Genomic DNA, 24956 nt, shown 5'->3' on the forward strand with positions numbered 1-24956 from the left:
AGCATCATTGATCATTGTGTCAGCGTAGCTCCTAACGCAATCAGTTGAGGACGTTGCCATGAACTCTCCGATGAAAAGCCCACTTACAGGGCGTCCCCCCACTAGGCAAAGGACCGACGAAGCCGGTCTGCTGTCGTTCAAGGTTACGCCGCGCGAACTGAACCCTTTCCGGGTCAAGCTGGCGAATGGGATCACCGCCGCCGTTGGGCTGGGGTTGGCCGCTGCGAATTTCATCCCCCTGCTCCAGGAGCCTCATCCGTATTTGCCCGACCTGGTGACAGCAATTGGGGTGACGGTGCTCGGATATTTCCTGTTGCGCCGGGTCACGTTGGAAGCGTGCCGGGTAACCACCCGGATCGAACTGAGAATGGACCAGGTCAAGGTCAGACGTTTGTCAGGTTGGGAGAGCTACGACCGCCGCATCGAGCATCGTTTTGTGTTGCTGCCGCATGACGAAGCTGAACATGAGCAGCGGAATCATGACTTAGCCACCCGTAAAGCAGCAGCGAACGGCCAAGTCGTTCAACCGCCGATTTATTACGGTGATTCCTTCCATGTCGTTCTGGTGTATGCGGGTCACCGCATTGATCTCCTGACCGTATATGGCAGACAGCAGGCGGCAGCCATCGTTGCCCGTTTGCAGCATTGCGACCAGCTCCTTGATGCCGAGGCGAAACGTGTCGGCGCGGGAATAAATCCCCACATCGATGGGGAATGGCATTACACCCCTGGAGGGCTTAACGATGTTTGACCAAATCTATCCCTACTTAAAAATCGTGGCCGCCGCAGGTGGCGGGATCATCGTCGCCTGTATCGCTTTCAACTTCTTGATGTGGCTGGCAGGGGCGCTTTACCGGCAGTCTCTAATCTTTATCGACTACACAGTGCGTCTCCTCATAAAAGGCTCCAGCTGGACGGGCTGTTATCTGGGCGCATTCGTCACCGGATGCGTGTCGCTGGTTTTCAACATCGTCCGGGGCACATGGATATTCCTTTATCAGCCGTGCTTTCTCGCGGGCAGGAATTTGTCCCGCGCCGTTGGCCAGTACGTAAAGCTGCGCCAGTTGTTCTGGAAGTACGGACGGCAGGAGTTTGCAACCTTCGGGCAATTCAAACGCCACATGCTGGGTGAAGAAGAACCTCCACCGAAGAAGAAGTCTGAAAAGCCTGCGCCAGAAAAAAGCGGTTATGCGCAGGCGCTCGAAGTGCTGGGTTTCTCGGAAGCTACGCCGCTCGATAAGACGATGCTTAAAAGCCGACATCGCGAGCTGGCGGCGATTCTGCACCCCGATAAAGCTTTTCCCAATCAGGTGTTCATGCAACAGGTCAACGATGCCGTTGATTACATCAAGAGGGCAAGAAAATGGTAACCAAACAGCAAGACAAGCCCCCGAGCTTGTTGGAGAAGGCACGACAGGAACTGGCAGCGTTCAACCGCAAGCAACGTGCTGAACCCCAGCCCGCGTCCATATCCAATACCGGGATCACCAAGCAGGAACCATCGCATGGCGAACAAATTCTTTGTTGCTCCAAGGTGCCGCAAGCATCGGCTGTTCTGATCCTGAAACTGCATGAGAAAGGCGCGGAAATCACCGACGTGATTGCGCGCCGCAATGCGTCAGTGTCCGCGCAAGGCGGCACACAAGCCGTGCACGATGATCAGAATACCCGCGCGTTGCTGCTAGGCAACTATCAGGGCTGCCCTCACTGCGATAACGCTGACCTGGTGCTGTGTCCCCGTTGCGGCAACCTGTCTTGCATTGGCAGCCAGTCGACGATGACGTGCCCGGTCTGTGAGCACAGTGCACGTGTGGTCGGCAGCGGGATCAGCCTGGAGGTTTCATGCGGAAAATCCGGGCAACAGGCAGGCTCGCAAACGGAGCAACAATTGCTGGCAAAACCGGCAGGGCGACCGGCCCTGCCCCACAGGCCTGGATAGGGCCATCTTAGGTGGAGATCACCGCAACGAGCGTGCGTGGCAGGGCTCAGGCAGAACCGAATGGCTCAGAGTCTTTGAGGAGCTTTGTCCGCAGTTCAACCAACGTTTCGCATTGGGTTGTCAGCTCTTCTTCGTTAATAAAATCGCGGCCTGTCTGCTGCAAGAACTGCTTGATCCAGAGGCGGCTGCCAATGGATCGGTCGTACAGATCTATGCAGAATGCGAACAGCACCCGTGCCAGAGCGCGAGCAATGGTACGGGGCGGCAGTCCCTGACGTTCAAGCCCGCGAACATGTGCCAGCAATTGCTGCTCAACCCATGCCGTGTCTGGCTCATTCAGAAGTTGGCTTAACGATATTGGCAGGTTCTCTCTCATAACACCCTCCTTGGAAAACTTTGCATCATTGATCCTTTCATATCGCGCACTCTTGCGTCCAGAAAATTCCACCGCGTGCATTATTATGAACTCAAACAAAGAGCAGTTTAAAGAAGCGGCACAAGGCGAAGACAAGGATAAGGCGCAGGCCGTTGCCGAGATAAAAGAGAAATTTCAGCAACGGCTTATCGAACTTGATGAGCAACAGACACTTCGCTGGACGGACGATATGGAAAAGGCAAAGCAGAAAGTTCTGCGCGAACATAACCAACTGGACTGCAAGCCCTCTTATGCACAACGGAAGACACTGACATCTAAACGTCTAAATGAACAAGCCGAACGCATCGTTAAAACGCAACATCTTAAGGAGTCCAATGAGATCAGAGCCAGCCTCCAGCATGAGATAGATAAAATTAAAAACTTAAACACGGCCGTCGAACCTAAGTCAGAGATCGCCCACGAAAGCCCGCGTGAAATCACGAAAATATTTAATGGCATTCCCAAAGAGCACGACGGCAATGAGCCGGAGCGTGAGCGTTGATTCCTAGCCAACTTTAACGTGATCACGTTATGCCCTACAGCTTGCGACAAACCATCTGAATCATGGTTTCCGGCTTGGTAATGCCTTCATATTCCTTCAAGTCCCACACTTCTTTTTCAAAGCCCAACCGCCGATAGTATTCTACAGCGTGATCTCCTGCGTTGACGCAAAGAGATTTAACCCCCTGACTCTTAGCAAACTCTTGCGTCAGAAGACCAAGCACGCGCCCATGGCCACTGCCCTGAAAATTTTCCGCGATGGCAACGGATCGGGTAGCGGCTCTGGCGTCATCAAACTGATCTAAAGTCGTCACCCCTACCGCCTCACCACGCCATTTAAGCAGTAGTAAACTTCTTTGCGCAGGTTGATGGAAGCACACATCGTGATAGTGCGGATCATATTCTTCGACGTCTTGCTGAAACAGCGATGTACGCTGAATCTCGTGAAATCTCACCCAGTCTTCAGTGCCCGGCTCAACTTTTACTATTTCATAAGACTTATCTTCCATGGCACTTTCTTTGAGTTTCGCCATTAAAATGTCAGTCTTAATTTATAGATCAAAAAAATTAAACAATAGTTAACTACCATACCCATCTAACCGGACGACCTCGCCATTTAAAATTTGACGACTCTTATCGCAACCTGAGGAGCCAATCAATTCGGCAATCCTGATCTATACTTGCCCTGCGTGCTCTTCATAACCAATAAGCATCTGTGCACAAAAAGGGAGTCAAAAAATGAAAAAACTTCACCTTGAAACAGTGCAGCGCGGTGTCTTGCAGGACATTGGGAATATTCAACCAGTCAGTGACGCTGATTACGAGGTATTGAGGGATCTAGGCGATATACTGCGTAAGCATAAATGCACGGATCGGTTCGGTGTTTGCCTGCTCCATAAACATTTCGACATAGCTGATGATGAAGAGCTTGTTGAAAAAGTCGATACTCAGGAGCGTATGGCAGTAACAAGCGTACAAAAAATATCTAAGCACACCGAGGGCACTATCGAGACGATGTGGCGATTTTGTGACGACATGCAAACCATCACAAAATGCGTAGTTAGGTGCAAATATATTTTTGGTCATCCCAGAGTACACGTCAAAGAGGGTTATTGAGTATTTATTGATATGGTTAATTAATAAACCTCAGCGCTTGAAATCGCGGCCCGGCAGGGCCGCGATTTTTTAAAACAGTGAGAGCTGCCGGGCTTGGACCTGTTCGTCGAGCCATGCCGGAGATTGAGCGGCGTACTCCAGCCACGCGCGCACGTAAGCTACCGCTCCGCCTTCGGCTGCGATGTTGTCGTCGCGCTCGAAGTACGAGCGATAGCCAGTGTCACTGATCGGCAACGGTGCTCGTCCTGCCGAGCTTACTTGTAGATGGGAGAGCGCATAGCCGTAGGTGGCGCGGTAGCTCTGCGACCAGTTCGGGATATACAGGGTCTCTATGGTGAGGCCCTGCCAGACGAAGGTTTCGCGGATGGTTGCCATGATGAAATCCTTTTCATGCGGTTGAGGGAGGCGTTAGCGGTTCCAGAACACATGCATCTGCCGGTAGCTCGCTTCAAGGGTGAACACGTCGCCATTTAATTCCATGTCACGGGCCATGGCGTCGTAGTCAATGTAATAGCGCAAGGCCTCGGGAATCTCCGTGGTTTCCTCAGTGATCTCCTGCGCGTAATCCGCCAGCGATTCATAGCAGCCACAATAATCCTCCTCGGCTACTTTCCTGGCCTCCTCGACGCTGGAAAACTGATCCAGTAGAGCCCCGCCGAACGCGGGGAATTCTTCGATAAAACAGGCGACCTCATGCGCGGCGTCAATTCCCGCGTATTCGCCTAGGCTGTAACCGTCAAAACCTTCGTAATCGTGAATCGCGTATTCCTCCGCGTCCCCGACCGGAGATTGCTCCAGCATGGCGTGGATTTGATCCTGAATATCTGACGCGTCCAATGTGGCATCGATCCATACGCCGTGGAGGTAGCCGCTGTTATAGGCGGCCAGATCTGCAACGTAAATTCTGGGTTCGGTACTCATGGTCTTGTCTCCTTCTAGGGCTTCGGGTGCATGTGCTTGAAGTCCGCACATGCACCCCTGCCCGTCGGCGAGACCGGGGAGGTAAAACGCAAGGGCTCGATGAAGGGAGGGGGATCACCCGGCCTGCACAAACCCATGCTTTTTATGGGTGCGGAAGGCTGGGGATACCCTTCATCGAGGCAAAGCTTCACCCTTGCGTTGCGCCAGGGACAGCGTCCCTTAGCGACTTTTCGCTCTTGCGGAAGAGACCATAAGGCCGGGACAAGGTGTTCCATTGGCCCGGTACGCATCAAGCGCATTAAGCCCGGTCAGGCGGCTCAACCGTCAGATTGCTTTCCCATACAGTGTATGGCTCTTTTTAGTCTATATTCTAGAAGCGCGCGTTTCACAATATTTTAGGAAGGCCACATGAAGCTCCTTTGGAATGTCCTTCGCGTATTATCGGCACTGGTTATTCCGGCAGCGGCCGCCCTTCTTACCTTGAAAAAAATTGACGACGAAAAATTTCTTATCGTCATTTTATGTTTTGGCGCGTACTTAATTGTTCGAGAGACAATCGAGTTGATGCCTGACCGAGAAATGGCAATTGACGCGAATCGCAAAGTACCCGCAGGCAATACGTTGCTAAAGGCAATGTTGGCAGAATGCAATTCCCTACTGGTCAGCAAGGGGATTTCCGTGCAATCCGATATACGAGCGAACGTAATGATGATTCATCATGGGTTGCTTGGAACCAGAATGCGGATTGTTTTTCAGTCGTCAATGGACAGGCGAACGGGCTATTTTGAGGCGGAAAGAGGGCAATCATGGAAAAAGAGTCAGGGGGCGGTAGGCCGAGTTTGGTCAAGCGGGACGGAAGATGTGTTCTGTAAATCGGACGTCGTATCTTGGAAACAAATCATCTCTTCGCTTTCAACTGACCAGAACAAGGTTGTAGGAAAAGTTGGGTCGATATATTCAGTTCCCATTCATAGCGAAAGGAAAAATTGTGTAATAGGCTTGCTAAATATTGACAGCAAATCCGAAGTTAAAGACTCTTATCTTGCGGATGAAGACATTAAAGGGATTGTTCGTGGATATACGAATGTGCTAAGACCATTATGTGCAGAAAACGGTATTTCAAAAACTGGTAAATAACGCGAGGTCGAAAATGAGCGAATTCTTCAACAAAATCGCTGGCTTGCTGGATTCGAGCCAATTCCAGTACGATGATTTTGATCCACCGGTTTCACTTCCACCCGGCACTAGAATTCTAGTTGCACCACCTGAGCTTCCAGAGGAAATCCGTTGGGCGAATATTACTGACGAGGGGAAGCGCGATGTTGACGCGGACGGCTGCATCACGGTTCCCCCCCGCGAGCTACATCGGTAACAGGCCCCCCAAAACGGGCGGTTTCCTTCTTCACGATTAACTACTTTTTAACTCTGTTCCCATAAGCTATTTCTATCCGACCCCTGCAATCCAAGGCTGCCGGACGTCTCGGCAAACGTTATGGGAAGAGCTTTATGACAAAGCAAGAGCCAGGTTCAGAGCTTCGCGGTTCCCTTGCGGGAGCAAGGGAAACTGCGGCAGATCGACGTAGCGATCTGCCGGACTCCACCGATGCAGACCCCGGCGCTCCCGAAAACGATCTTCACGACATCTCGAAAACCCTGTTTGGGGCGCAGGCCTCGACGGGCAAAGCCGTCTTCTCAGCCAGCCGTATGACGGTGAACCAAGACGCGCAGCAACATGCGTTCCGCGAGCAACAACAACGCAAAGAAGAGCGCGAAGCGCGTGAGCTGGCTAATCTCGCCCGTTGGAACACAGAGACAACCACGATCGGCGGCGTCCAGATGACGAACGCGCAAGCACAGACTGCCCGCCAAAATGTCATCGACAATGCCGATACCTATGCTGACTGGGCCGTTCGCAAGGGGCTTATTCGCGAGGACGAGAAGGACGAGTTCAAGGCAAGCGTCCGGCGTAAGAAAGAACTCGAAGACAAACGCGGTCGCGGAAGGATGACAGCAGCGGAGGCCGATGAAGAGTCGAGACTGGATCGGTCGCGCGTGGGCAATGCGATTGATCAGGCAACCGCTCAAAACCATCTCGATAAAGGCAATGCGCCATCAGCTTCGGCGGATCAGGCTCGTGCGGCGGTGTCTGCAGCATCGGCCCTTGATGGGGACCGCAAATCCCCATTCCAATCCGCGAAAGACTTGAGTAGTGCCTTTGCAGCGGTCGCTCCGCCCGTCCAACCAGCCTCCGCGCCTTCAGCGTCGCCAGCGCCCGAGATCACGGCCACCGGTCTCAGCCTGTAGCAGAGATCATTTCAATGCAGCAAGCCCGTACTCGGTGTACCTCGGATAGGCTAAGGTCGCATTGAGGATCGTTGCCCCGTCGGGCAACGAGCTGTATGCAATGCCGCCAACGATACCCCGTGACAGATGCGCGGGATCGTCGTTGATGCTTCCATTGACATTGCCCGAAACCGTTACCACGCCGCTGGTGGGCTGGTAGATGCCTGATGGGCACTTCGCAACAGTGAAGCCTTGGATCATTACCCGCTCTCCAAGCGGCTCGACGCGGCGAAGAACTTGATTCAGCGAAGAACAATTTCCCTGCGGAAACTTGCCCGCTAATTGGAGACGCTTGCAGTTCGTGAGAGCGTCCTCATCAGGGGCTTTCAGGAGTGCCGCATTGGGTATTCCCGCTGAGCGGGCGTCATATAGCCGTATGTCCGCCAGTCGCTCATAAACGCAAATCTGCCCTGCCCTATCTCCCAGCGGCTGGTCTGCCTTCAAGATGTAGCCGACTTTTCTGTCAGCACTCATTGTGAAAATCATGCCGAACAGCCGTTTGTCCGGAGTAATCATTTGCGCGGATGCAACCGAGTGCTGGTCCTCGACCTTGAGGCGAGCGGTCATTGCCGCTGGTGTGGCGCACTCGCCGACATCAGCGGCGTGGGCTATGCCAGAGCAAGCGGCAGCGAGCGCCAGAGGGAGAAGAATACATTTCAGCATTTGAGCTAAAGACGGCGCCTGAATCTGCACAGTCGTCATAACGGACTCCTTGATCGAAAGAGAACGTGATGCATTACATGCGCCGGTCCTGCACTCGGGATTCCGCCATGGGCATCACAGAGGGAACTCGTCAGGGGAACCAAATATGACGTTCCGAAAACGAACCCTTTTGGAATGTGGTGCTGTCGGCATTTAGACGTGTGCGGAGTCTCAGTAGCAATTGACTCTTTGGGGGCTCGTGAATAGAGTCCTTAAAGGTTCCTTTTCGGAACAACAGTACGTGCGGCTGTGTGACCCTCCTTTTGACGGTGGTGCCTGTCTGCGGGAAAGGCAGAACCATGAAGATCGGGTACGCCCGTGTATCGACAGAAGACCAGCTTCTTGACTTGCAAATCGAGGCCCTGCGACAGTCCGGGTGCGAGCGCATCTTTGAAGAGAAAAAATCCGGCACCCTAACGCATCGCCCGGCTCTCCACGCAACCCTGAGCACCCTGCGTGATGGCGACGTGCTAGTGGTCTGGAAGCTCGACCGCTTAGGCCGCTCTCTGCAAGATCTCATTAAGATCCTTGGGACATTAGAGCGGCGCGGAATAGGCTTCTGGTCAATCTCCGACCAAATTGACACCCAGACGCCAGCGGGCAAGCTGGTCTTTCACATCACCGGGGCTGTGGCGGAATTCGAGCGGACATTGATTTCTGAACGGACCAAGGCCGGCATGCGGGCGGCGCAACGGAGAGGCCGCAAGCCGGGGCGGCCAACGGCCCTGACACCATCCCAGGAATTAACCGTCCAACGTATGGCAATTTGCGATGAAATGCCTCTGGAGGTCATTGCTGCTCGTATGCAGGTCAGTAAGACGACAATCTGGCGAGCAGTGGCCAAGATCAGATCAGGGAAAAAGCGGCCAATCCCTAAAGTCTGACTACATTTTTTGGACGGAGCTCGTCTGCTCCGAAATAGCCCGGCCTGAATAAACGATGATTTTTGGATGTGATAGGTCAGGGAAATGCACGGGCGATGTGGTCAACTTGCAAAACGCAGAGAAGCGCATATGCGCAGACGAAAGGGTGACATGCAAAATCCCGACAGCAGATTTTGCATAAATAGCTGTCTGGTTTGCAGGCTCACCGTAAGCGTTCGCCCAACACACCTTGTGTGATTAAACGGGCGCCCACCTGTGCGGCAACAGCTCGGTTATCTCACTCGCACGCTGCGTCGGCAGGCGTGTAAGAACATCCTTCAAGTAAGCATACGGATCATGTCCGTTGAGCCGCGCCGACTGGATCAAACTCATGATCGCCGCCGCACGTTTACCGCTGCGTAACGAGCCCGCGAACAGCCAGTTCGAGCGCCCAAGAGCCCACGGCCGGATTTGATTGTCGGGTAGTCAGACGCGGTTGCCCGCGTCCAACCCCCTAAGAACCGTGCATGCGAGTTTCCCAGCACACGGCTCAAGCCTCTACTAAGGCGCTATTGGGCACCCGGTTGTACATCGTCGACGTTGGCAAATTGCACATCCCTTGGGCACCGCAGGTGGTAGATCTCAAGATTGGCGGCCGCATCCGTCCCACCGTGACTCAGCTTCACAACATGGCGGCTATGCCATGGTGTGTCTTTGGTGACCGGTTTAAGGCATGCGCAGCAGCGGCCACCTTGCTGTAGCCACACCCGATACAGCTTGGCTCGACCCTTTGGGGAGATAAGCATTCTTTTGCCCCATCGGGATTCGAAGTACTCATCCCATTCAGGGGCGTGAGGGTTGGCAGCAGCCTTGATCTTGATATGTCGCACAATTGGCGTGTCCGAGGCGTCCAATAACGTGTACTGACGCTTCCGACCATCGGCGGATTTTTCAGCACATGAGAATACCCATCGACGCGCCCCTTGTACTTTGAAATACCGATCCTTCACCCATCGGCGTGTCTTGCGAGGGTGGCGGCGTACCGCCCATCGCCAGAGCATTTCCCACACTGCGCTGTCCACCTGATTAAAGACCTTCTTGGCGACGACATGACTGTGATAGTTAGCCCAGCCCCGTAAAACCGGGTTGAGCAAACCTATCAAGTTAGCCTGCCGTATCGTTTTGTTGGTCTTGATCAACTCTCGCAGCTTGGCAAGTAGAGCCCCGATGTTCGCCTTGGACGGCTTGATCAGGAGCTTGCCGTTGTACTTGCGCAGGTTCCATCCGAGGAAGTCGAACCCGTCCCCTATGTGCGTTACTTTGGTTTTTTCCGGAGAGAGGACAAGTCCACGCTCTGCCAAGAAATCAACCACAGCGGGCCTGACTTCATTCTCCAGCCACTCTTTCGAACAGCCTGTGATGATGAAGTCATCTGCATAGCGCACCACGCGCATTTTTCGGGCTGTCCACTTCGCGTTGGGAAATTTCTTCGCCAGCATCGTTTCCAACCCATCCAGCGTCATGTTCGCCAACACCGGGGATATGATGCCTCCCTGCGGGGTTCCGGCGTGGCTGGGGAACAGTTGATTCTGGTAGACATAACCGGCCTGGAGCCATTTCTGCAAAATCGCCTTATCCATGGGAATGTTGGCGATCAACCAGTCATGGCTAATATTGTCGAAACAGCCGTGAATGTCGCCCTCTAACACCCACTCCGCGTTTGCTTTTCGTGACAGCACACCAAAGCACTGTGCGGCGGCATCCGCAGTTGAGCGTTCCGGCCTGAATCCATAAGAGTTCGGGTCGGCGGTGGTTTCCGCTATCGGTTCCAGCGCCAGCAAATGAAGCGCCTGCATGGCCCGGCATTTCATCGCGGGAATTCCGAGAGGTCTCGTCTTACCGTTTTTCTTCGGAATGAGGATTCTCCGAAGCGGAAGCGGCGAGTAGCCTCGCCGCTTCAACGACTCTATCGCACCGATCTTGGCCCTAGGCGTATTCCAAGTGACCTTGTCCACACCGGGGGTATTTTTGCCTTTGTTTTCAGACACACGTTTCACGGCTAGAGCTTTGCCGCTGAACGAGTGAGTCAGCAGCCATTGCAAGGCTCTCGCCTTGTTATGCCTGCCGTCTTGTACAGCCTTCACAATACGCGCTTGCAGCCCTTTGACACGACGTTGTACGGCGATCCAATCGATGCCGTCCCACGACGTGCCGGAAGGTGCACACGCCAATGTTGCTGCGTTCATTTGCTCTCCTTCCGTTGAAAGGGTTCTACCTACTCTCGTGTGAAGAGAGACCATGAGGACGTCTGCCCGCTTTCGCGTGAAGTGATGTTTCAACCTCTATCCAACCCATTACAGGACGGCGTTCGCTTTTTCCTCGTTCCTTCGCCCGCACCACCATGGGCAGTTTTTGCAAACTGCTTTCCCAATGGGAGCGATACGGGATTTCCACGTTCCGCCTACTGAAGTACGTCGGGTTAGGTGCCTGCTATCGACCGGGAGGTATGTGGGTCACGAACGCGTAGTCGAAAGACGCTATTCCCACCTCCATTACCGTTTTGGTTCGAGCGTGTAAGCCATTTCCGCTCGTTCAACTTAACGATCGTTGCGCAGATTCACATGCGTTCACCATACCGACTATCTAGTCCTTGTCCGGCTATGGCTGCCAGAAGAGTACGCCTCTCACGATTGATACCCCGCACCTTGCAGTGCCTCGTTCCATTGTCGAAGGCGCTCTTGATTCAGCCTTCTAGATTCACCCGGTGACACGGGTGGTTCCCGCAGGGGGGAACAACTTCATTAAGCGACTTCGTGTCGCACCTCGCACCAGTTATTATCGATGGGCACAGCACCGTCATCGAGATAGCGCGTCAGCGCTATCCAGCGTTTGAGGCTGTAATCCAGGGCCTTGGCGATGGCCGAACCCTCAGGCACAAGCTGTCTTTGGGCGGTCATCCAGGTATGAAGTGCGTCGGTGATTGGCGCTGCTTTTTCCTGCCGTATTCGCTGTCGATCACCCGGTTCCAGCTCGCGGACTTCTCGTTCAACTTCGTACAAGGCCGCGATGTAGTGCAGCGCTTTTTCGGCGATCTGGCTCTTGTTGGTCGCATGCAAGTCGAAGAACTTTCGGCGGGCATGGGCCATGCAGCCGATCTCCGTAACGCCCAGTTCAAAGCCTGCCTTGTAGCCGGCAAAGTCATCGCAGACCAGCTTGCCGTTCCAACTGCCCAGGAAGGCTCGGGCATGTTCGCCAGCGCGGCTTGGGCTGAATTCGTAAACGACCGCCGCCAGGTCGGAGAACTGACTGGTGGCATAGGCCCAGACATAAGCGCGATGAGTTTTTTTAGCGCCAGGCGTCAGCATTTGTACCGGCGTCTCGTCGGCGTGAACGATGCCGTGCGTCAGCACGGCTTCGCGCAGCGCATCGACTAGTGGTTGGAGTTGCACGCCGCAGTTGCCCACCCACTGCGCCAAGGTCGAACGGGCGATGGGCAGCCCGGCGCGACCGAAGATTTTTTCCTGACGATACAGCGGCAAATGATCAGCGAACTTGGCCACCATGACATGGGCCAGCAGGCCTGCGGTCGGTATGCCTTTGTCGATGACGTGCGCCGGTACCGGCGCCTGGATTAGCGTTTCGCACTGCTCGCAGGCCCATTTCCCACGGATGTGACGCTCGACGGTGAACACCGGGCGTGTAGTCGAGTTTTTCACTGGCATCTTCGCCGATGCGCTTGAGAGCACAGCCGCACTGGCAATGGCTGTTGTCCGGTTCGTGATGGATCAGCGTGCGAGGAAATTGCGGCGGCAGCGCTGCGCGCTTAGGTTGCTGGCGCACTTTGGCTTCGACTGGTGTCGGTTGCAGCGCCTCAAGCTCGGCTTCGATAGCGGCAATATCAGTATCGATCAAGTCGTCGAGCAAGCTGGCCTGATCTGGACTTAGTTGCTCGCTGCGTTTGGCAAACTTGAAGCGCTTGAGCAGCGCGATCTCGTGGGCCAGCTTCTCGTTGACCGACTTTTGATGATTGATCTGCTTGTCCATCGTCTCGACGCGCTGGATCAACTGCGCCGCCAAAGCACGCAGTTCTTCAGGGTTTAATTGATCGAGATTCGGATGCGAAGTCATGCCGCCGATTTTGCCAGAGAGGGCTATGGGCGGCGATAGACTGATGCGCCAATTGCGCTGGCAAGCAGGCCATGGCAGGCGAGTTAGAGCACCGTGATGGCTCCTCCGGAACCGACGCGTTGCCAAGGTAAGCCGAGCACCAAGGCTTGAAGTTGCTCTGCATCCAGCTCGACTTCAGAGCCGTGCCGCACGCCAGGCCAAAAGAAACGTCCTTGATTTAAGCGCCGGGCAGCAAGCCAAATCCCCAAGCCATCATGCACCAGCACTTTCATGCGATTGGCACGACGGTTGGCAAACAGATAAGCACAGTGCGGCTTCGCCGCACCGAACACCGCCACGACCCGCGCCAGCGCAGTTTCAGTGCCGGCGCGCATGTCCATGGGCTCGGTGGCGAGCCAGATGGAGTCGATGCGGATCATCGCAGCAGGTCTCGCAGGAAAGCAGAACACGCCGCTCCACGACTACGCCTTTTGGATGCGGCACTTCGATTCGGATCGTGGCAGGAAGGGCCTGATGCATCGGCACCGGCGGCGATGTCTTGACCGGGATGAAGGCGGTTTGAAGTGTCAGGTTTTTCTGCGCATGCACGCGTATCCATTTATGGACGAGGTTGGCGTTGAGGTTGTGGGTCAACGCGACATTGGCGATCGAGGTGTCAGGCTGCGCGCATTCGGCGATGACCTGGGCCTTGAAGGACTTTGAATAGGAACGGCGTTCTTGTGGCATAGGCGTCCGCTTAAAAAGGCTAAAAATGGTGTCCACTTAAATTTAGGTGGACACCATCGCCTCAAGCGACGGTGTCAGGAAGGTGTGTTGCCCGGACGGTTACGGCTCACCTAACCGCTATCTCCCATAAGTAAATTAGAGAAACCTATCAATTACAATTTGTGGGTACATACCCTTCTGGCAAGTGACGACCATTCATTACAGCAACCCGCTCCTGCTTACAAAGTTCAAGATCTACATTTTGGTAACGCAGAAGCCATTGCGCATATTGACGCTCATAGGCACTACGCTCTTTTTTATAAGCCGAGCCTATTCGAGCATATTGTCTGGTGGAGAGTTGGTCTGAGTCGTGCAGCCGGCACGGAAACAAGAAGTCTTCGCTGCGGAGGCGGGCCTGTTGCATCCAAGCCTCCAGAATCGTCGGTCTGCATGGATCGGAGCATGCTGGTGTTGGCTTTGGTGACGTGCGAACGCTCGTTCTGGAAGGCTCGCCATTCGCTGCGCAGTGCATTGCCGGCCAGGGAGCAGTAATCCTCGGCCTCTTCATTTCATTGGAAGTCGTTGCTCTGGCTAAATGACTGGCAAGCTTGGTCTAGCCTCCCATGCCAAACGTTAACGTTTGCTATGGGTTGCAGACGTTCCGAGAATGTACAGCTGACCGACACACTGATTGACCGAGAGAGAGTAAGCATTTGACACAGGGCATCCAAATCAGATCAGCGTATTCGCTGCGGCAGGACACATGACACGCTTATTCTGACCGTTACTTCGTAGAGGCTCTAGCACGTGGTTTAAGATGTTTTAAACGACCATCGGAGGCGTTATTGGGTGAATCATCAGGTATCATCTGCTGCAGATGGTCTATCAACGTCTTGCCCTCACTTAAATTGTGAGCCTCGGATAAGGTGCCGGCTGACTTGGCATCACCCTCCAAAATCGCGTCTACGAACGGTCGATGTTGCTCGACAATAGTCGAGCCATTCTCGATCAAAGAATCACTCGAGCGTATGTAAAGACGGATCTGTCGTTCAATGAATTCGTATTGGGATAGCAAACGACCATGGTCCGCCAAGGTAATGATCCCCTTGTGCAAAGCAAAGTCGGCTTCGGCTATTTTGTCCGGTTTCTCGGTCCGGCAAGCATCAACAAGCGTCTGAAAGTGCCGCGTCAGGCGTGTGCGCTTGTTGTCGTCGATGTTAGTTGCCACCAGCTGAGCCGCTAAACGTTCTACGCTTGAACGAAGCGTGTACAACTCCCAGACATCCTTCGTCGTAAGGGAAATGACTGTCCAGCCGGTATAGGGGATCAGTGTTGTCAGCCCCTCTTTTTCCAGTTGATGAAGGGCTGCACGGACTGTCGCACGGGAAAGCCCCATGTCTTCGGAAAGCAGGACCTCGGTCACGCGCGCTCCAGGCAAAATCTTGCCAGACATAATAGACGCCCGCAGCACATCAGCAGCTTGCACTTCTGCAGGTCGCTTTACGACCTTGGGAACTTTTAATAGCGTCACGTCTAGTCTCCCCTCGGTTTCAGATTCTCGAACCCCGGATGTTAGCAACTTTGCGGTAACAAACGAATAAAATTGTCGCCAATTTTATAGCTTCCCGGCGATGATGGCTTGTCGATGAGGTTGTGATGGGGAGCAACAGAGCGGCGTACTCCCCATGCAGGCGCGATAAAAGCTGCGAAATTCAGTCAACCCCGCGCAGTGATCGAATCCATATGGTCTTGGTCTGCAGATACTGCTGCATTGCTTCGACCCCCTTGTCCCGAGAGAGGGAGCCCGAACGTCGATAGCCGCCGAAAGGCGTCTTTACGTCACCCTCGCTAAACCCGTTAATGCCGACAACGCCACATGGGAGGTGACGAGCAAAGTGCAGCGCACGGTCAATGTCCCGGGTAAAGACGGAGGCATGCAACCCGTACTCGGTATCGCGTGCAATCTTCAGCGCCTCCTCATCGTTTTGCACCACGATAACGCCCAGCACCGGGCCGAAGATTTCCTCGCGGGCGATTACCATATCGGCCTTCACGTCATCAAAAACAACGGGGGCCAGAAAAAAGCCTTGCTGGTCGAGGTTGCGATTGCCACTGACCAGGCGCGCGCCCTCCTCTATGCCCTTATCGATGAAACCTTGCACCCGATCGCGCTGCTTGCTCGAAATCAGTGGCCCGATATCGGTTTCAGGGTTCAAGGGATCTCCTGTTTTCAACGAAGCCACTTTTGCCTTAACTTTTTGCAAGAACTCATCCTTGCGGCTTGCGTGGACGATCTGCCGCATATTCGCCGTGCAACTCTGCCCCGCATTCCACATTGCTGCGTTGACAGCATTGTCGATGAGATCGTCGGTCAACGGCGCGTCTTCAAGAACAATCAATGGGCTCTTGCCACCCAGCTCAAGCCCGACTGGTTTCAGGTTGCTTTCCGCCGCATAGCGAAGTATCAGCGCGCCGACAACACCGGAACCGGTGAAGGTCATTGCATCGATCCCCTCGTGCCGGCCCATCGCCTGGCCAATGTCATGGCCGTAACCTGGAAGTACGTTAAACACCCCGTCCGGGACGCCGGCCTGGGAGGCCAGTTCGGCCAAGCGAAGCGCTGTCAGCGATGTCAGCTCTGCCGGTTTGAGTATCACACTGCACCCGGCTGCCAATGCCGGAGCCACTTTCCATGCGGTCATCAGCAACGGGAAATTCCACGGAACAATCGCCCCGACCACGCCAATGGCTTCCTGAACCACAAGTGCCGTCGCCTCGTCACCGGTAGGCGCTACTTTGCCGAAGGTCTTGTCGATGAGTTCTGCGTACCACTGGAAAAAGTTCGGCACCTCGGTTCCGATCTCGTTCAGGCAGTCCTTGATGGGCTTGCCACTGTCCAGCGACTCCATTACTGCGAGTTCAGTCGCATTCTCCCGAATCAAACGAGCAAGTGTCAGCAGGACTTCCTTGCGATATTCCGGCCGGGACCGAGACCACACCCCGGAGTCAAAGGTCTCGCGGGCAACATCAACTGCCTGGTCCACATGCCTGGCGCTGCAAAACCAGACCGTGGAAAGGGGGCGGCCCGTCGCCGGGTTTACATTCTCGTAAACCACATCGCAGCCATCGACAAACCGTCCGTTTATATACGGTCGATCAGGCAACACCAATGAGGCCGCGACTTGATGGTAATACGAGGTGTCAAAGTGTCTTTGCATTTCGAGAGTCCAGTAAGGTGAGGATTAGCCTGTCAGCCCGATGACTGCGCGCAGTCATCGGGCTGACAGGCTGCGTTTACGCCAGCTTCACAACTCGGCCACGCGCCGCGTAAAGCCGCATGCGGGCAACAATCAAAACCAGGCCAATGGATATCGTTCCCATGATGAAGAGGAACGCCGCTGCTGCGATTTCGGGGCTGATGTTTTCGCGGATGCTGGAGAACATCTGCAATGCAAGCGTTCGCTGCCCTGGTCCTGCAATGAATAACGTCAGAACCACTTCGTCGAGCGATGTCGCAAAGGCTAGTACGGCCCCCGTCAGGACGCCGGGCAATGCAAGTGGCAGCGTCGTCGTGCGCAGGACTTTGAAGGGGGTCGCGCCCAGGCTGGACGCGGCCAGTTCAATCTTCGGATCGATCCCGGCAAGTGCGCCGGAAACACTGATGACCACGAACGGAACCGCTAAAACGGTATGCGCAACAATCACGCCGGTGTAACTGTTCGTCAGGCCAAGACGCTGCAAAAACATCTGCATCCCAACCCCCAACACCACCGCCGGCACCACCATCGGCAGCATGAACAAGGAGTTGGCCAAGCCACGCAACGGCATGGCTTTTCTACGTAGGCCCAGCGCGGCAAGCGTGCCCAGGCAAGTGGCCAATGCCGTCGCCCCCACTGCCATGATCAGGCTATTGACGATCGACATCTGCCAGGCCTGTGCCGTAAACAGTCGCTCAAACCAACGTAGCGACATCGAGGGTATCGGGTACACCAAGAATGAACTTGATGTGAACGCCAATGGCAGTACAGCCAGTAACGGTGCCAGCAAAAAAACCACCATGCATGCGCCAAAAATGATCAGTACCGGATTCGCTTTCATCGGGTCGCCCCCTCTTCACGGGTGGAAAGTCGCTGATAAACCGCGTACAGCACAATCGTGATGACCAACAGTACGAGACCAAGGGCGCTGGCCATCCCCCAGTTCGCGGCGCCGGTCGCATAGAAGGCAATCACCGAACTGATCATCTGGTCCTTTGGCCCACCGATCAGGGCCGGGGTGATGTAGTAGCCCACGGCTGACATGAACACCAGCAGCACGCCTGACGTGATGCCTCGCATGCTTAGCGGCAGCAGTACTTCGAAAAAGGCACGCAGCGGGCGCGCGCCCAAGGACCCTGCGGCGGGCATCAGGTTGCGCGGAATGCCCAAAATCACGCTGTAGATCGGTAAGACCATCAACGGCAATAGCACATGGGTCATGGCAATGATGACCCCTGTCCTGTTGAAGATCAGGGCAACGGGGGTATCGGTCAGATGCAGCATGATCAGTAACCGGTTTACCAGGCCGTTGTCCTGCAGGACGATGAACCACGCGGTGGTTCGCACCAGTAGCGATGTCCAGAGCGGAAGTAGTACCGCGCCGAGCAGTACGTTGCGCCATAGGCCATTGGCACTTGCCATCAATACGGCATACGGATAACCGATCAGCAGGCAAATCACAGTAATCGTGGCGGTCATGGAAAACGTACGGAGCATGATTACGCGGTTCGCCGACGTATCACTCGACATCTCGCCAATAGCGCCCCGGCTGTCTCGCTGCAAATCCACGGATGCGAGCAGAAACCGATCCGTCACCGGGGAAAGCGCACCCTTGATGGTTTGCCAGTAACGGACATCCCCCCACCGAGCGTCCACGCTCTTGAGGTCGACGGGGCCCTCACTGGCTTGCACTGCTGCCTGGGTGCGACTGATCAATGTGCGAAACCCCGGGTACGCGCTATTGAGACGACGCACCATCTCACCAACGGACTGCTGGTCGGATACGTTGCGAATGTCGGTAACGAATGCCTGTTCCATCTGCGCTCCGGGGAGCGATTGCCCATCCCAGTCGGCCGACGCTTGCTTGGTGAGTGGCAGTACACTCAGCACCGAGTTGTCCGAAACGGCTTGCTGCATGACTGTCCCCAGTGGCCATAGAAAAAACACCGCCATGAACAGGAACAATGGGACTACCAACAGCGCAGCAGACCGACGGTTTGCGCTAGAAAGAGTTTTCATGATGCGATCATCCAGCAATCCCGTGGATCAAAATAAGCCACCACCTGGGTACCTGTGGAACGCTCGGGGGCTGACCGGCACAGACGCGCGGTGAGGGTCAGATTATCTCCTGCCAACTCGGCGCGCAGATGGTCGCCCTGGTACACCGCGTCTACCATCTTCACAGGTAGGGAGTTGACCTTGTTCCCGCTATCGATAAGCGTCAGTCGTTCGGGCCGAACGGAAACCAGCACGTTCTGCCCCACGCTCAAGCCCGAAGACGACACACTGATCTTCACTCCCCCCTCCAGGACAACATCCGCCCGCTCTCCATCGATACAGACGAGCCGTCCTTCGAGCAGGTTCGTCTCGCCGATGAACTCTGCGACAAAACGACTCTTCGGTCGGTCATAAATTTCTCGCGGTGAGCCGATCTGCTCGATCTTGCCTTTGTTAAACACGGCGATACGATCCGACATCGTCAGGGCTTCGGACTGATCGTGGGTGACAAATACAATGGTTAGTCCCAGGCGATTGTGCAGCGCGCGAATGTCCAGTTGCATTTGCTCGCGCAACTGCTTGTCCAGCGCCCCCAGTGGTTCGTCCATCAGCACCACGCGAGGCTCGAAGACCAGTGCCCGCGCCAGGGCGACCCGCTGCTGCTGGCCTCCCGACAACTGGGTCGGACGACGATCACATTGCGCGGAGAGTTGCACCATATCCAGCGCCTTGGCCACCCGTTTCTTGATCTCGGTTCGATTGATGCCACGCATGCGTAGCGGGAACGCCACGTTTTCACCCACGGTCATGTGAGGAAACAATGCATAGTTTTGAAAGACGACGCCCATGTCGCGTTTGTGAGGAGGCAGGTCGTTAACAGTGACACCATTGACGATGATGTCGCCGCCAGTAACTGATTCGAATCCAGCGAGCATCATTAGTAACGTCGTCTTGCCGGAACCCGACGGCCCAAGAAGACTGACAAACTCACCTTCTTTGATATCTAGGGACAGATTGTCAATCACGCTGATCGATCCATAGTCCTTTGTGACGCCTGCGAAACGTATGCTGAAGTCATTCACGATGGGCACCCTCTGAGCCTGTTGTTGTTATGGTGCGGCTGCCGAAACAGCCGCATCTGTTTCGGTGTCAGGGCGTGCTGCAGCGCTCTCTTGCAGCCTTACCCCAACGGCACGCCCTTACTTCGCCAACCATGCGTTGTAACGTGCCGTAAGGTCTTCCAGATGGTCGTTCCAGAACGCTGCGTTCAACGCGATCGCGTTCTTCATGTTCTGCGGATTTGTCGGTAGATCAACAAAGTCGACTTCGGGAATCATCGACGCTGCATTACGATTGGGAACACCGTAGGACACGATGGTCGGCAACTTCGCCTGGTTTTCGGCGCGGCTGGCAAACGAGATAAGGTCCTGGGCCAAGGCTTTGTTCTCGGCCCCCTTGAGAATCACCCAGCTGTCGAGAGCGTAAATACTGCCGTCCCAGACCAGCTTGTAATTCTTGTGCTCAGTCTTGCTGATGTTGGTCAGGCGACCGTTGTAGACTGCCGCCATCACCACCTCGCCCGAGGCTAGGTATTGCAATGGCTGCCCGCCCGCTTCCCACCACACGATGTTCGGGCGCAGCTCATCGAGCTTGTGAAATGCGCGGTCGATCCCTTCGGGTGTAGCGAGTACCGCATACAAGTCCTTGGGCGCGACGCCGTCGGCGAGTAACGCGAATTCAAGGTTGTACTTGGCGCCCTTGCGCAGCGAGCGCTTGCCGGGGAATTTCTTCACGTCCCAGAAGTCCACCCAACTGGTTGGCCCCGTCGCCAGCTTGTCGGCGTCATAACCTAGTGCAACCGACCAGTAATAGACGCCTGCCCCACAGGGGCTGACGGCATCGGGCAGGTACTTGTCCTTGCCATTGATCTTGCTCCAGTCGAGCTTTTCAAAGATGCCGTCGGCACAACCGAGGTCAAGTACGTCCGACTCGACCTGAACGACATCCCAGTTCGGCTTTCCGGCCTTTACTTTGGCCTGAAGAACACCGTAGCCACCATTCCACGAGTCTTCGATGACCGGCTTGCCGACCAGCTTGGAGAAAGGCTCAAAGTAGATTTGCCGAAGCGCATCCTGGGTTACGCCTCCCCACCCGACGACGGTGAGATCCCGAGCCCATGCTTGCCCCGCTGTGACTGCAGAGGCCAAAACCACGACGGTGCCAATACAACGAGTGAACCTAAATTTCTGCAACATGATATTCCCCTTATCGTTACATCATGCGAAACCCTGCGCCGCGAAGCATGAGCAGGGAAGCAACCAACACCGGACAAAAATCACAAAACAGCTGCTGTACTGCTGGGTTCAAACAATCAACTACAGTCCGTGAACAGCGATGGGTTGCACTGGTGCATCGCCGCAAATTGCCTCCATCAATTCACGTCCATCATCCGGAAGTAACTCGACGCAACAGAGGCATAGAGCTGATTCAGGCCATGGAACGGAATACGCTTGAGCCGGGTTACCGGTAAACCCAGTTCCGAAGTGCGATCAAGCAGGTGAGCCGCGATGGACTGTCCCATCGCCGTCATCATTGCGATGCCGCGCCCCTGGCAGCCAAGCACCGCACTGATGCCCGGCGCGGGCTCATGCACGTGCGGCAGATAATCCGGCGTAACGGCCAGGCGACCTGACCAGGCGTACTCGATAGGCATACCCTGGAGCTGCGGGTATGTCGCCTGCATCGACCGGTACAAATGAGAGAAATCTTCAGCGGTCTTGGGACCGCCGGACTTGCCTTCGCCGCCCATGAAAAAACGTCCCGCCGGGTCCTTTCGGAAATATTGAATGAGATGGCGTGTATCCGCCGCATGGTGCCCTTCAGGCAGGATCGATGCGGCGAGGGAGGCCTCCAACGGAACCGTTGCAATCTGGAAAGAATGAATCGGAATGATGGTCTGCTTGAGGCCTGGCCAGAGACCATCGGTATAACCGTTGGTGGCGAGAATGACCTGAGGGGCGCGAACTTTCCCCCAAGGGGTCGTCAGTACCCATTTGCCAGAATCCTTTCTCAGGTCCTGGACGCGAGTATTGTCATAGAGCTGGGCACCTTCGCTGAGGGCTGCACGCGCCAAGCCGCGAACATAACTCAATGGCTGCAGGTTCCCGCCCCGAGGATCGATGATTGCCCCGGTATACGCCCGGCTACCGGTAATTCGGCAGGTTTGTACACGGTCGAGTGTGCGCACCTTGACGCCTCGGCGAATCCAGCCTTCGGCGCGACGCGCCAGGTCCGCCTCGGCACTTTCGCGATGCGCCGGCATCAGCCAGCCAGTGCGTTTGATATGGCATTGGATGTCATACCGGGCGACGATATCAAACACCTTGTCCGGGGCTTTGCCGGCGAAATCGAGCGCATGCTCCGCAATGTCACCGTGCTTGGCGAGAACGACATGCGGGTCAAGTTTGAGTCCCGGATTGATTTGTCCACCATTGCGACCCGACGCACCGTCGCCTACCAGGCCGGCCTCTAGTACTGCGACCGTCAATCCTTGGGAGGCCAGCTCAATCGCGGCGGACAAACCTGTGAAACCCGCGCCGACAATGGCGACATCCACTGCGATGTCTTCACGTAACGGCTGTAGCAACGGCGCACTCTCCGCCGTTGCTGTCCAGGCCGTCACGTCCAGTGGTTGAAGTACCGAATGGAGCATTTTCTTGTTCATTTTTCTACACCATGTCTGCGCGAGGGATAGCCGTTGTCATGCTTTATCGGGAACCGCCACGATCAATTCCACTTCGACTTTGTAGCCCGGGTCTGCAAGTGCCGGCACGATGACCAGGGTGGAACAGGCGCGCACCGTAGGGATGTATTTGTTTCGAATTGTCCGATAGATACCGATGTCATCGGTGCTGGTCAGATATGTGGTCGCCTTGACGATATGTTCCGGCGATGTGCCCGCTTCCTTGAGCAATTGCAGGATGTTCTGCCAAGTGATTTCGATTTGCTCCTGCGCGGTTTCGGCGAGGCGGCCGTCCGGGCCAACACCGACCTGACCCGAGGTGATCAGCAGCCGGGTACCGCGTTCGACCAGGGCTGCTTCCGAAAACTGAGTAGCGGGAGCCGGGCGATCGGAATAGTTCAAACGAGTAAACATGTTGCCTCCAGTGTGGTTTTCATCAAACGTTTGCAATGTCATTACCAACCCAACGACTTGAACAACTTGGGAACCTGTGAAAGGTCAGGAAGTACCGCGTTGGGCGTATAATCGTGCGGCGCCTTGCGCCCGGTGCCGCGATCAATCCAGACGCAGCGAAAACCGATATCTCGGGCAGCCGTGAGGTCGAGCAACGGTGAAGCGCAGATGTGCACGACTTCGTTTTTGTCGATGCCCAGTTCGCGGTATGCATGATTGAAAAGCTGTGGATTCGGCTTGTACGCCTGCGCCTGCTCGGCGGTGATGACACGGTCGATCGCGCCACCCAACTGCGCGACGTTGCCGGCGATCACCGAGTCCTCTGTGTTAGAGACAATGCACAGCTTGAAGCCCATCGACTTGAGTTCCGCCAAGGCCGTAACAACCTCGGGAAAAGGCGGCATTGCCGAAATTCGCGTTAGCAGGATTTCGAAGTCGGTTGAGTCGGTCGTTACACCGAAATGCGCCATCGCCTCGATAAAACTCATGGAGACAATCTTGCGAAACTTCATGAATGGCGCTGATTGCTCGAGCTCATGTTCCCGGTCGTCATGCCAGGCGATGATGTCCTTGATCGCGATGTCGGTACGACCGCGCTTTTCGAGGATTTCCGTGAGCGCCGCGCTGACACCCTCGTCCCACTGGATCAGGGTTCCGTAGCAATCAAACGTCAACCAGGTTGGTTTTTGACCGTTAAGCATTTCATCTTCTCCTCAAAAAATACCGCACTGTTTTCGCCGAAAATGCTTCGAGCCCAAGACGTGCTTTGCTTGACGCTCGACTGTTCGGGCAAATCTCGGGCAGCCCCCCTTACCCCCCGTTTCCTCAGGAGAGGATCCGGGTGTCTGGATTAGTAAAGCCATCCATGAGGGCCCTGAAAAATCTCAGACAGGACTTATCACCAGAACGAGTTTCAAATCGCTGACGTTGGCCCCTGTCGCGTCCGTTTTAACCGCATGAAAAATGCGCTCCAACGCCGGGGTTACATCGTGGAGGATCAGGGCGCGATGGCCAAACCCACTGGCGAGACAAACAGCGATGACGAGCCACCCGTGAAACAACTCAACACGATGTCACCGGCGCGAACTTCACGCAGCAACTCAACAGTTGCCGCCGCAGCTTCGAGCAAAGCCTCATCCGGAATCGGGTGACTGGCCAGACGCAACTCGATGTGTTTGAGGGCACCTTCTTGACCGTATCTGCATGTGACTTCGCCCTTGTGCATGCGCTCGCCGAGCAATTCATCGAGCGCCTTGGCAATTGGAAAACTCGCCTTGCAGGCGCCGACCACAAAAATCCTGCTGCCCTCTTCACCCCCGTAGAAGCGCCCTTCCATGAACAGGGCATAGCCTTCCATCGAGACTTGTCGGCGCAATGCGTTCCCGGGATCTGCGTAGGCAATGCCTGCCTCGGCGATGTCCAGTGCGAGGAGCCGTAATGCGGTCTCGCCTCTGGCAAGCAATGCCTCTTTATTCTTTATGCAACCCATCGCCTCGCACCCATTTTTGTTGCTGTCATTGCTGGTTGTTTAACGCGGCCGGCGGATTTCGTACTCCATCCGTTTTCGCGACATGGCTCAACATCGCTTTGAGCACCGTCAGCGCTCAACCTCCAAACCATCTGAGCCGATTATTGTTTATTGTCGACAATTTTGCAAGATCGGTTTCGACTCTTTTCTCCGCCGGAAAAAATATATTAAGCTATTGTTTTATAAGGGATAAAACAGAAATAATGTGATTTTCATGCCGCTCAACCTCGAGAAAATAGGAAATTATTTTTAAAATTTTTATAATTGATTATTGTCGACAATCATCCAGCTCCGTATGCTGAAACCGTTCCGGCTTGCACCGCGAAGGTGGGAGTCCGTCGTGTA

Annotated in this window: 27 protein-coding genes and 4 pseudogenes; 9 read left to right on the forward strand and 22 right to left on the reverse strand. The window is 55.1% G+C overall.

The features are described from left to right. Positions 1-58 precede the first annotated feature (58 nt). From ACA062_RS28625 to ACA062_RS28635, 3 genes are read left to right on the forward strand one after another with little or no spacing between them, the layout of a single operon-like run. Positions 59-751, forward strand: coding sequence for a hypothetical protein (locus tag ACA062_RS28625; protein ID WP_497454030.1), 693 nt, complete (start codon positions 59-61; stop codon positions 749-751). Next, the gene (locus tag ACA062_RS28630) at positions 744-1370 is read left to right on the forward strand and encodes a J domain-containing protein (protein ID WP_497454031.1); all 627 of its coding nucleotides are present in this window, start codon (positions 744-746) and stop codon (positions 1368-1370) included. Before ACA062_RS28625 ends, ACA062_RS28630 begins: the two co-directional genes overlap by 8 nt. Further along, complete coding sequence (locus tag ACA062_RS28635; RefSeq protein WP_497454032.1) at positions 1364-1939, forward strand: TerY-C metal binding domain-containing protein; 576 nt, start codon at positions 1364-1366, stop codon at positions 1937-1939. The genes ACA062_RS28630 and ACA062_RS28635 overlap by 7 nt, the downstream gene beginning before the upstream one ends. A 46-nt stretch (positions 1940-1985) precedes the next feature. On the opposite strand, the gene ACA062_RS28640 is transcribed toward ACA062_RS28635, so the two are convergent. Further along, positions 1986-2315: a hypothetical protein gene (locus ACA062_RS28640; protein WP_497454033.1), complete on the reverse strand. Its 330-nt coding sequence runs from the start codon at positions 2313-2315 to the stop codon at positions 1986-1988. Positions 2316-2400: 85 nt separating this feature from the next. On the opposite strand from ACA062_RS28640, the gene ACA062_RS28645 reads away from it, so the two are divergent. Further along, the gene (locus ACA062_RS28645; RefSeq protein ID WP_497454034.1) at positions 2401-2856 is read left to right on the forward strand and encodes a hypothetical protein; all 456 of its coding nucleotides are present in this window, start codon (positions 2401-2403) and stop codon (positions 2854-2856) included. Between the two features lie 34 nt (positions 2857-2890). On the opposite strand, the gene ACA062_RS28650 is transcribed toward ACA062_RS28645, so the two are convergent. Continuing rightward, positions 2891-3388: a GNAT family N-acetyltransferase gene (locus ACA062_RS28650; protein ID WP_497454035.1), complete on the reverse strand. Its 498-nt coding sequence runs from the start codon at positions 3386-3388 to the stop codon at positions 2891-2893. A 205-nt stretch (positions 3389-3593) separates the two neighbouring features. On the opposite strand from ACA062_RS28650, the gene ACA062_RS28655 reads away from it, so the two are divergent. Beyond that, positions 3594-3971, forward strand: coding sequence for a hypothetical protein (locus ACA062_RS28655; RefSeq protein ID WP_497454036.1), 378 nt, complete (start codon positions 3594-3596; stop codon positions 3969-3971). A gap of 69 nt (positions 3972-4040) precedes the next feature. Here ACA062_RS28655 and ACA062_RS28660 read toward each other — a convergent pair whose 3' ends face one another. Together ACA062_RS28660 and ACA062_RS28665 are read right to left on the reverse strand one after the other, a co-directional pair. Next, on the reverse strand, positions 4041-4346 hold the full coding sequence (locus ACA062_RS28660; protein WP_497454037.1) for a hypothetical protein: 306 nt from the start codon (positions 4344-4346) through the stop codon (positions 4041-4043). Positions 4347-4379: 33 nt separating this feature from the next. Beyond that, positions 4380-4892 carry an antirestriction protein ArdA gene (locus tag ACA062_RS28665; RefSeq protein WP_497454038.1) on the reverse strand — a complete coding sequence of 171 codons (513 nt, stop codon included), beginning with the start codon at positions 4890-4892 and terminating at the stop codon, positions 4380-4382. A 408-nt stretch (positions 4893-5300) separates the two neighbouring features. On the opposite strand from ACA062_RS28665, the gene ACA062_RS28670 reads away from it, so the two are divergent. From ACA062_RS28670 to ACA062_RS28680, 3 genes are all read left to right on the forward strand, one after another. After that, on the forward strand, positions 5301-6029 hold the full coding sequence (locus ACA062_RS28670) for a hypothetical protein (RefSeq protein WP_497454039.1): 729 nt from the start codon (positions 5301-5303) through the stop codon (positions 6027-6029). A 13-nt stretch (positions 6030-6042) separates the two neighbouring features. Further along, positions 6043-6264 (forward strand): hypothetical protein, encoded by a 222-nt coding sequence (locus ACA062_RS28675; RefSeq protein WP_497454040.1) that lies wholly within the window; start codon positions 6043-6045, stop codon positions 6262-6264. Between the two features lie 134 nt (positions 6265-6398). Then, positions 6399-7196 (forward strand): hypothetical protein, encoded by a 798-nt coding sequence (locus ACA062_RS28680; RefSeq protein WP_497454041.1) that lies wholly within the window; start codon positions 6399-6401, stop codon positions 7194-7196. 6 nt (positions 7197-7202) lie between these two features. Here ACA062_RS28680 and ACA062_RS28685 read toward each other — a convergent pair whose 3' ends face one another. Then, positions 7203-7937 carry a hypothetical protein gene (locus ACA062_RS28685; protein WP_497454042.1) on the reverse strand — a complete coding sequence of 245 codons (735 nt, stop codon included), beginning with the start codon at positions 7935-7937 and terminating at the stop codon, positions 7203-7205. Positions 7938-8236: 299 nt separating this feature from the next. On the opposite strand from ACA062_RS28685, the gene ACA062_RS28690 reads away from it, so the two are divergent. After that, positions 8237-8821 carry a recombinase family protein gene (locus ACA062_RS28690; RefSeq protein WP_497454043.1) on the forward strand — a complete coding sequence of 195 codons (585 nt, stop codon included), beginning with the start codon at positions 8237-8239 and terminating at the stop codon, positions 8819-8821. 237 nt (positions 8822-9058) lie between these two features. On the opposite strand, the pseudogene ACA062_RS28695 reads toward ACA062_RS28690, so the two are convergent. The 17 genes and pseudogenes from ACA062_RS28695 to ACA062_RS28775 all read right to left on the reverse strand — a co-directional run. After that, a pseudogene (locus tag ACA062_RS28695) lies at positions 9059-9280 on the reverse strand (transposase domain-containing protein); the annotation flags it as partial. Between the two features lie 89 nt (positions 9281-9369). Next, positions 9370-11046, reverse strand: a complete 1677-nt coding sequence (gene ltrA, locus ACA062_RS28700; protein WP_497454044.1) for a group II intron reverse transcriptase/maturase — start codon at positions 11044-11046, stop codon at positions 9370-9372. A gap of 576 nt (positions 11047-11622) precedes the next feature. Continuing rightward, a pseudogene (tnpC, locus tag ACA062_RS28705) lies at positions 11623-12928 on the reverse strand (IS66 family transposase); the annotation flags it as partial. 83 nt (positions 12929-13011) lie between these two features. Next, positions 13012-13347, reverse strand: a complete 336-nt coding sequence (gene tnpB, locus ACA062_RS28710) for an IS66 family insertion sequence element accessory protein TnpB (RefSeq protein WP_017279403.1) — start codon at positions 13345-13347, stop codon at positions 13012-13014. Next, positions 13286-13654 carry an IS66-like element accessory protein TnpA gene (gene tnpA, locus ACA062_RS28715; RefSeq protein ID WP_497457507.1) on the reverse strand — a complete coding sequence of 123 codons (369 nt, stop codon included), beginning with the start codon at positions 13652-13654 and terminating at the stop codon, positions 13286-13288. Before tnpA ends, tnpB begins: the two co-directional genes overlap by 62 nt. A 298-nt stretch (positions 13655-13952) precedes the next feature. Further along, a pseudogene (locus ACA062_RS28720) lies at positions 13953-14069 on the reverse strand (integrase); the annotation flags it as partial. Between the two features lie 4 nt (positions 14070-14073). Then, a pseudogene (locus ACA062_RS28725) lies at positions 14074-14274 on the reverse strand (IS5/IS1182 family transposase); the annotation flags it as partial. 143 nt (positions 14275-14417) lie between these two features. Continuing rightward, on the reverse strand, positions 14418-15164 hold the full coding sequence (locus tag ACA062_RS28730; protein WP_497454045.1) for a GntR family transcriptional regulator: 747 nt from the start codon (positions 15162-15164) through the stop codon (positions 14418-14420). A 181-nt stretch (positions 15165-15345) separates the two neighbouring features. After that, positions 15346-16851, reverse strand: a complete 1506-nt coding sequence (locus ACA062_RS28735; protein ID WP_497454046.1) for an aldehyde dehydrogenase — start codon at positions 16849-16851, stop codon at positions 15346-15348. Between the two features lie 76 nt (positions 16852-16927). Then, complete coding sequence (locus ACA062_RS28740; protein WP_497454047.1) at positions 16928-17731, reverse strand: ABC transporter permease; 804 nt, start codon at positions 17729-17731, stop codon at positions 16928-16930. Further along, complete coding sequence (locus ACA062_RS28745; protein WP_497454048.1) at positions 17728-18909, reverse strand: ABC transporter permease; 1182 nt, start codon at positions 18907-18909, stop codon at positions 17728-17730. Before ACA062_RS28745 ends, ACA062_RS28740 begins: the two co-directional genes overlap by 4 nt. After that, on the reverse strand, positions 18906-19970 hold the full coding sequence (locus ACA062_RS28750) for an ABC transporter ATP-binding protein (protein ID WP_497454049.1): 1065 nt from the start codon (positions 19968-19970) through the stop codon (positions 18906-18908). Before ACA062_RS28750 ends, ACA062_RS28745 begins: the two co-directional genes overlap by 4 nt. 117 nt (positions 19971-20087) lie before the next feature. Further along, positions 20088-21143, reverse strand: a complete 1056-nt coding sequence (locus ACA062_RS28755; RefSeq protein ID WP_497454050.1) for an ABC transporter substrate-binding protein — start codon at positions 21141-21143, stop codon at positions 20088-20090. Positions 21144-21319: 176 nt separating this feature from the next. Then, a complete protein-coding gene (locus ACA062_RS28760; protein ID WP_497454051.1) occupies positions 21320-22612 on the reverse strand; it encodes an NAD(P)/FAD-dependent oxidoreductase in 1293 nt (430 codons plus the stop codon). A gap of 36 nt (positions 22613-22648) precedes the next feature. After that, positions 22649-23086 carry a RidA family protein gene (locus ACA062_RS28765; protein ID WP_497454052.1) on the reverse strand — a complete coding sequence of 146 codons (438 nt, stop codon included), beginning with the start codon at positions 23084-23086 and terminating at the stop codon, positions 22649-22651. Beyond that, the gene (locus ACA062_RS28770; protein WP_497454053.1) at positions 23086-23784 is read right to left on the reverse strand and encodes a haloacid dehalogenase type II; all 699 of its coding nucleotides are present in this window, start codon (positions 23782-23784) and stop codon (positions 23086-23088) included. The genes ACA062_RS28765 and ACA062_RS28770 overlap by 1 nt, the downstream gene beginning before the upstream one ends. A gap of 296 nt (positions 23785-24080) precedes the next feature. After that, a complete protein-coding gene (locus tag ACA062_RS28775; protein ID WP_497454054.1) occupies positions 24081-24572 on the reverse strand; it encodes a DUF4147 domain-containing protein in 492 nt (163 codons plus the stop codon). Positions 24573-24956: the final 384 nt, after the last annotated feature.

Source organism: Pseudomonas sp. LBUM1679 (assembly GCF_059695565.1).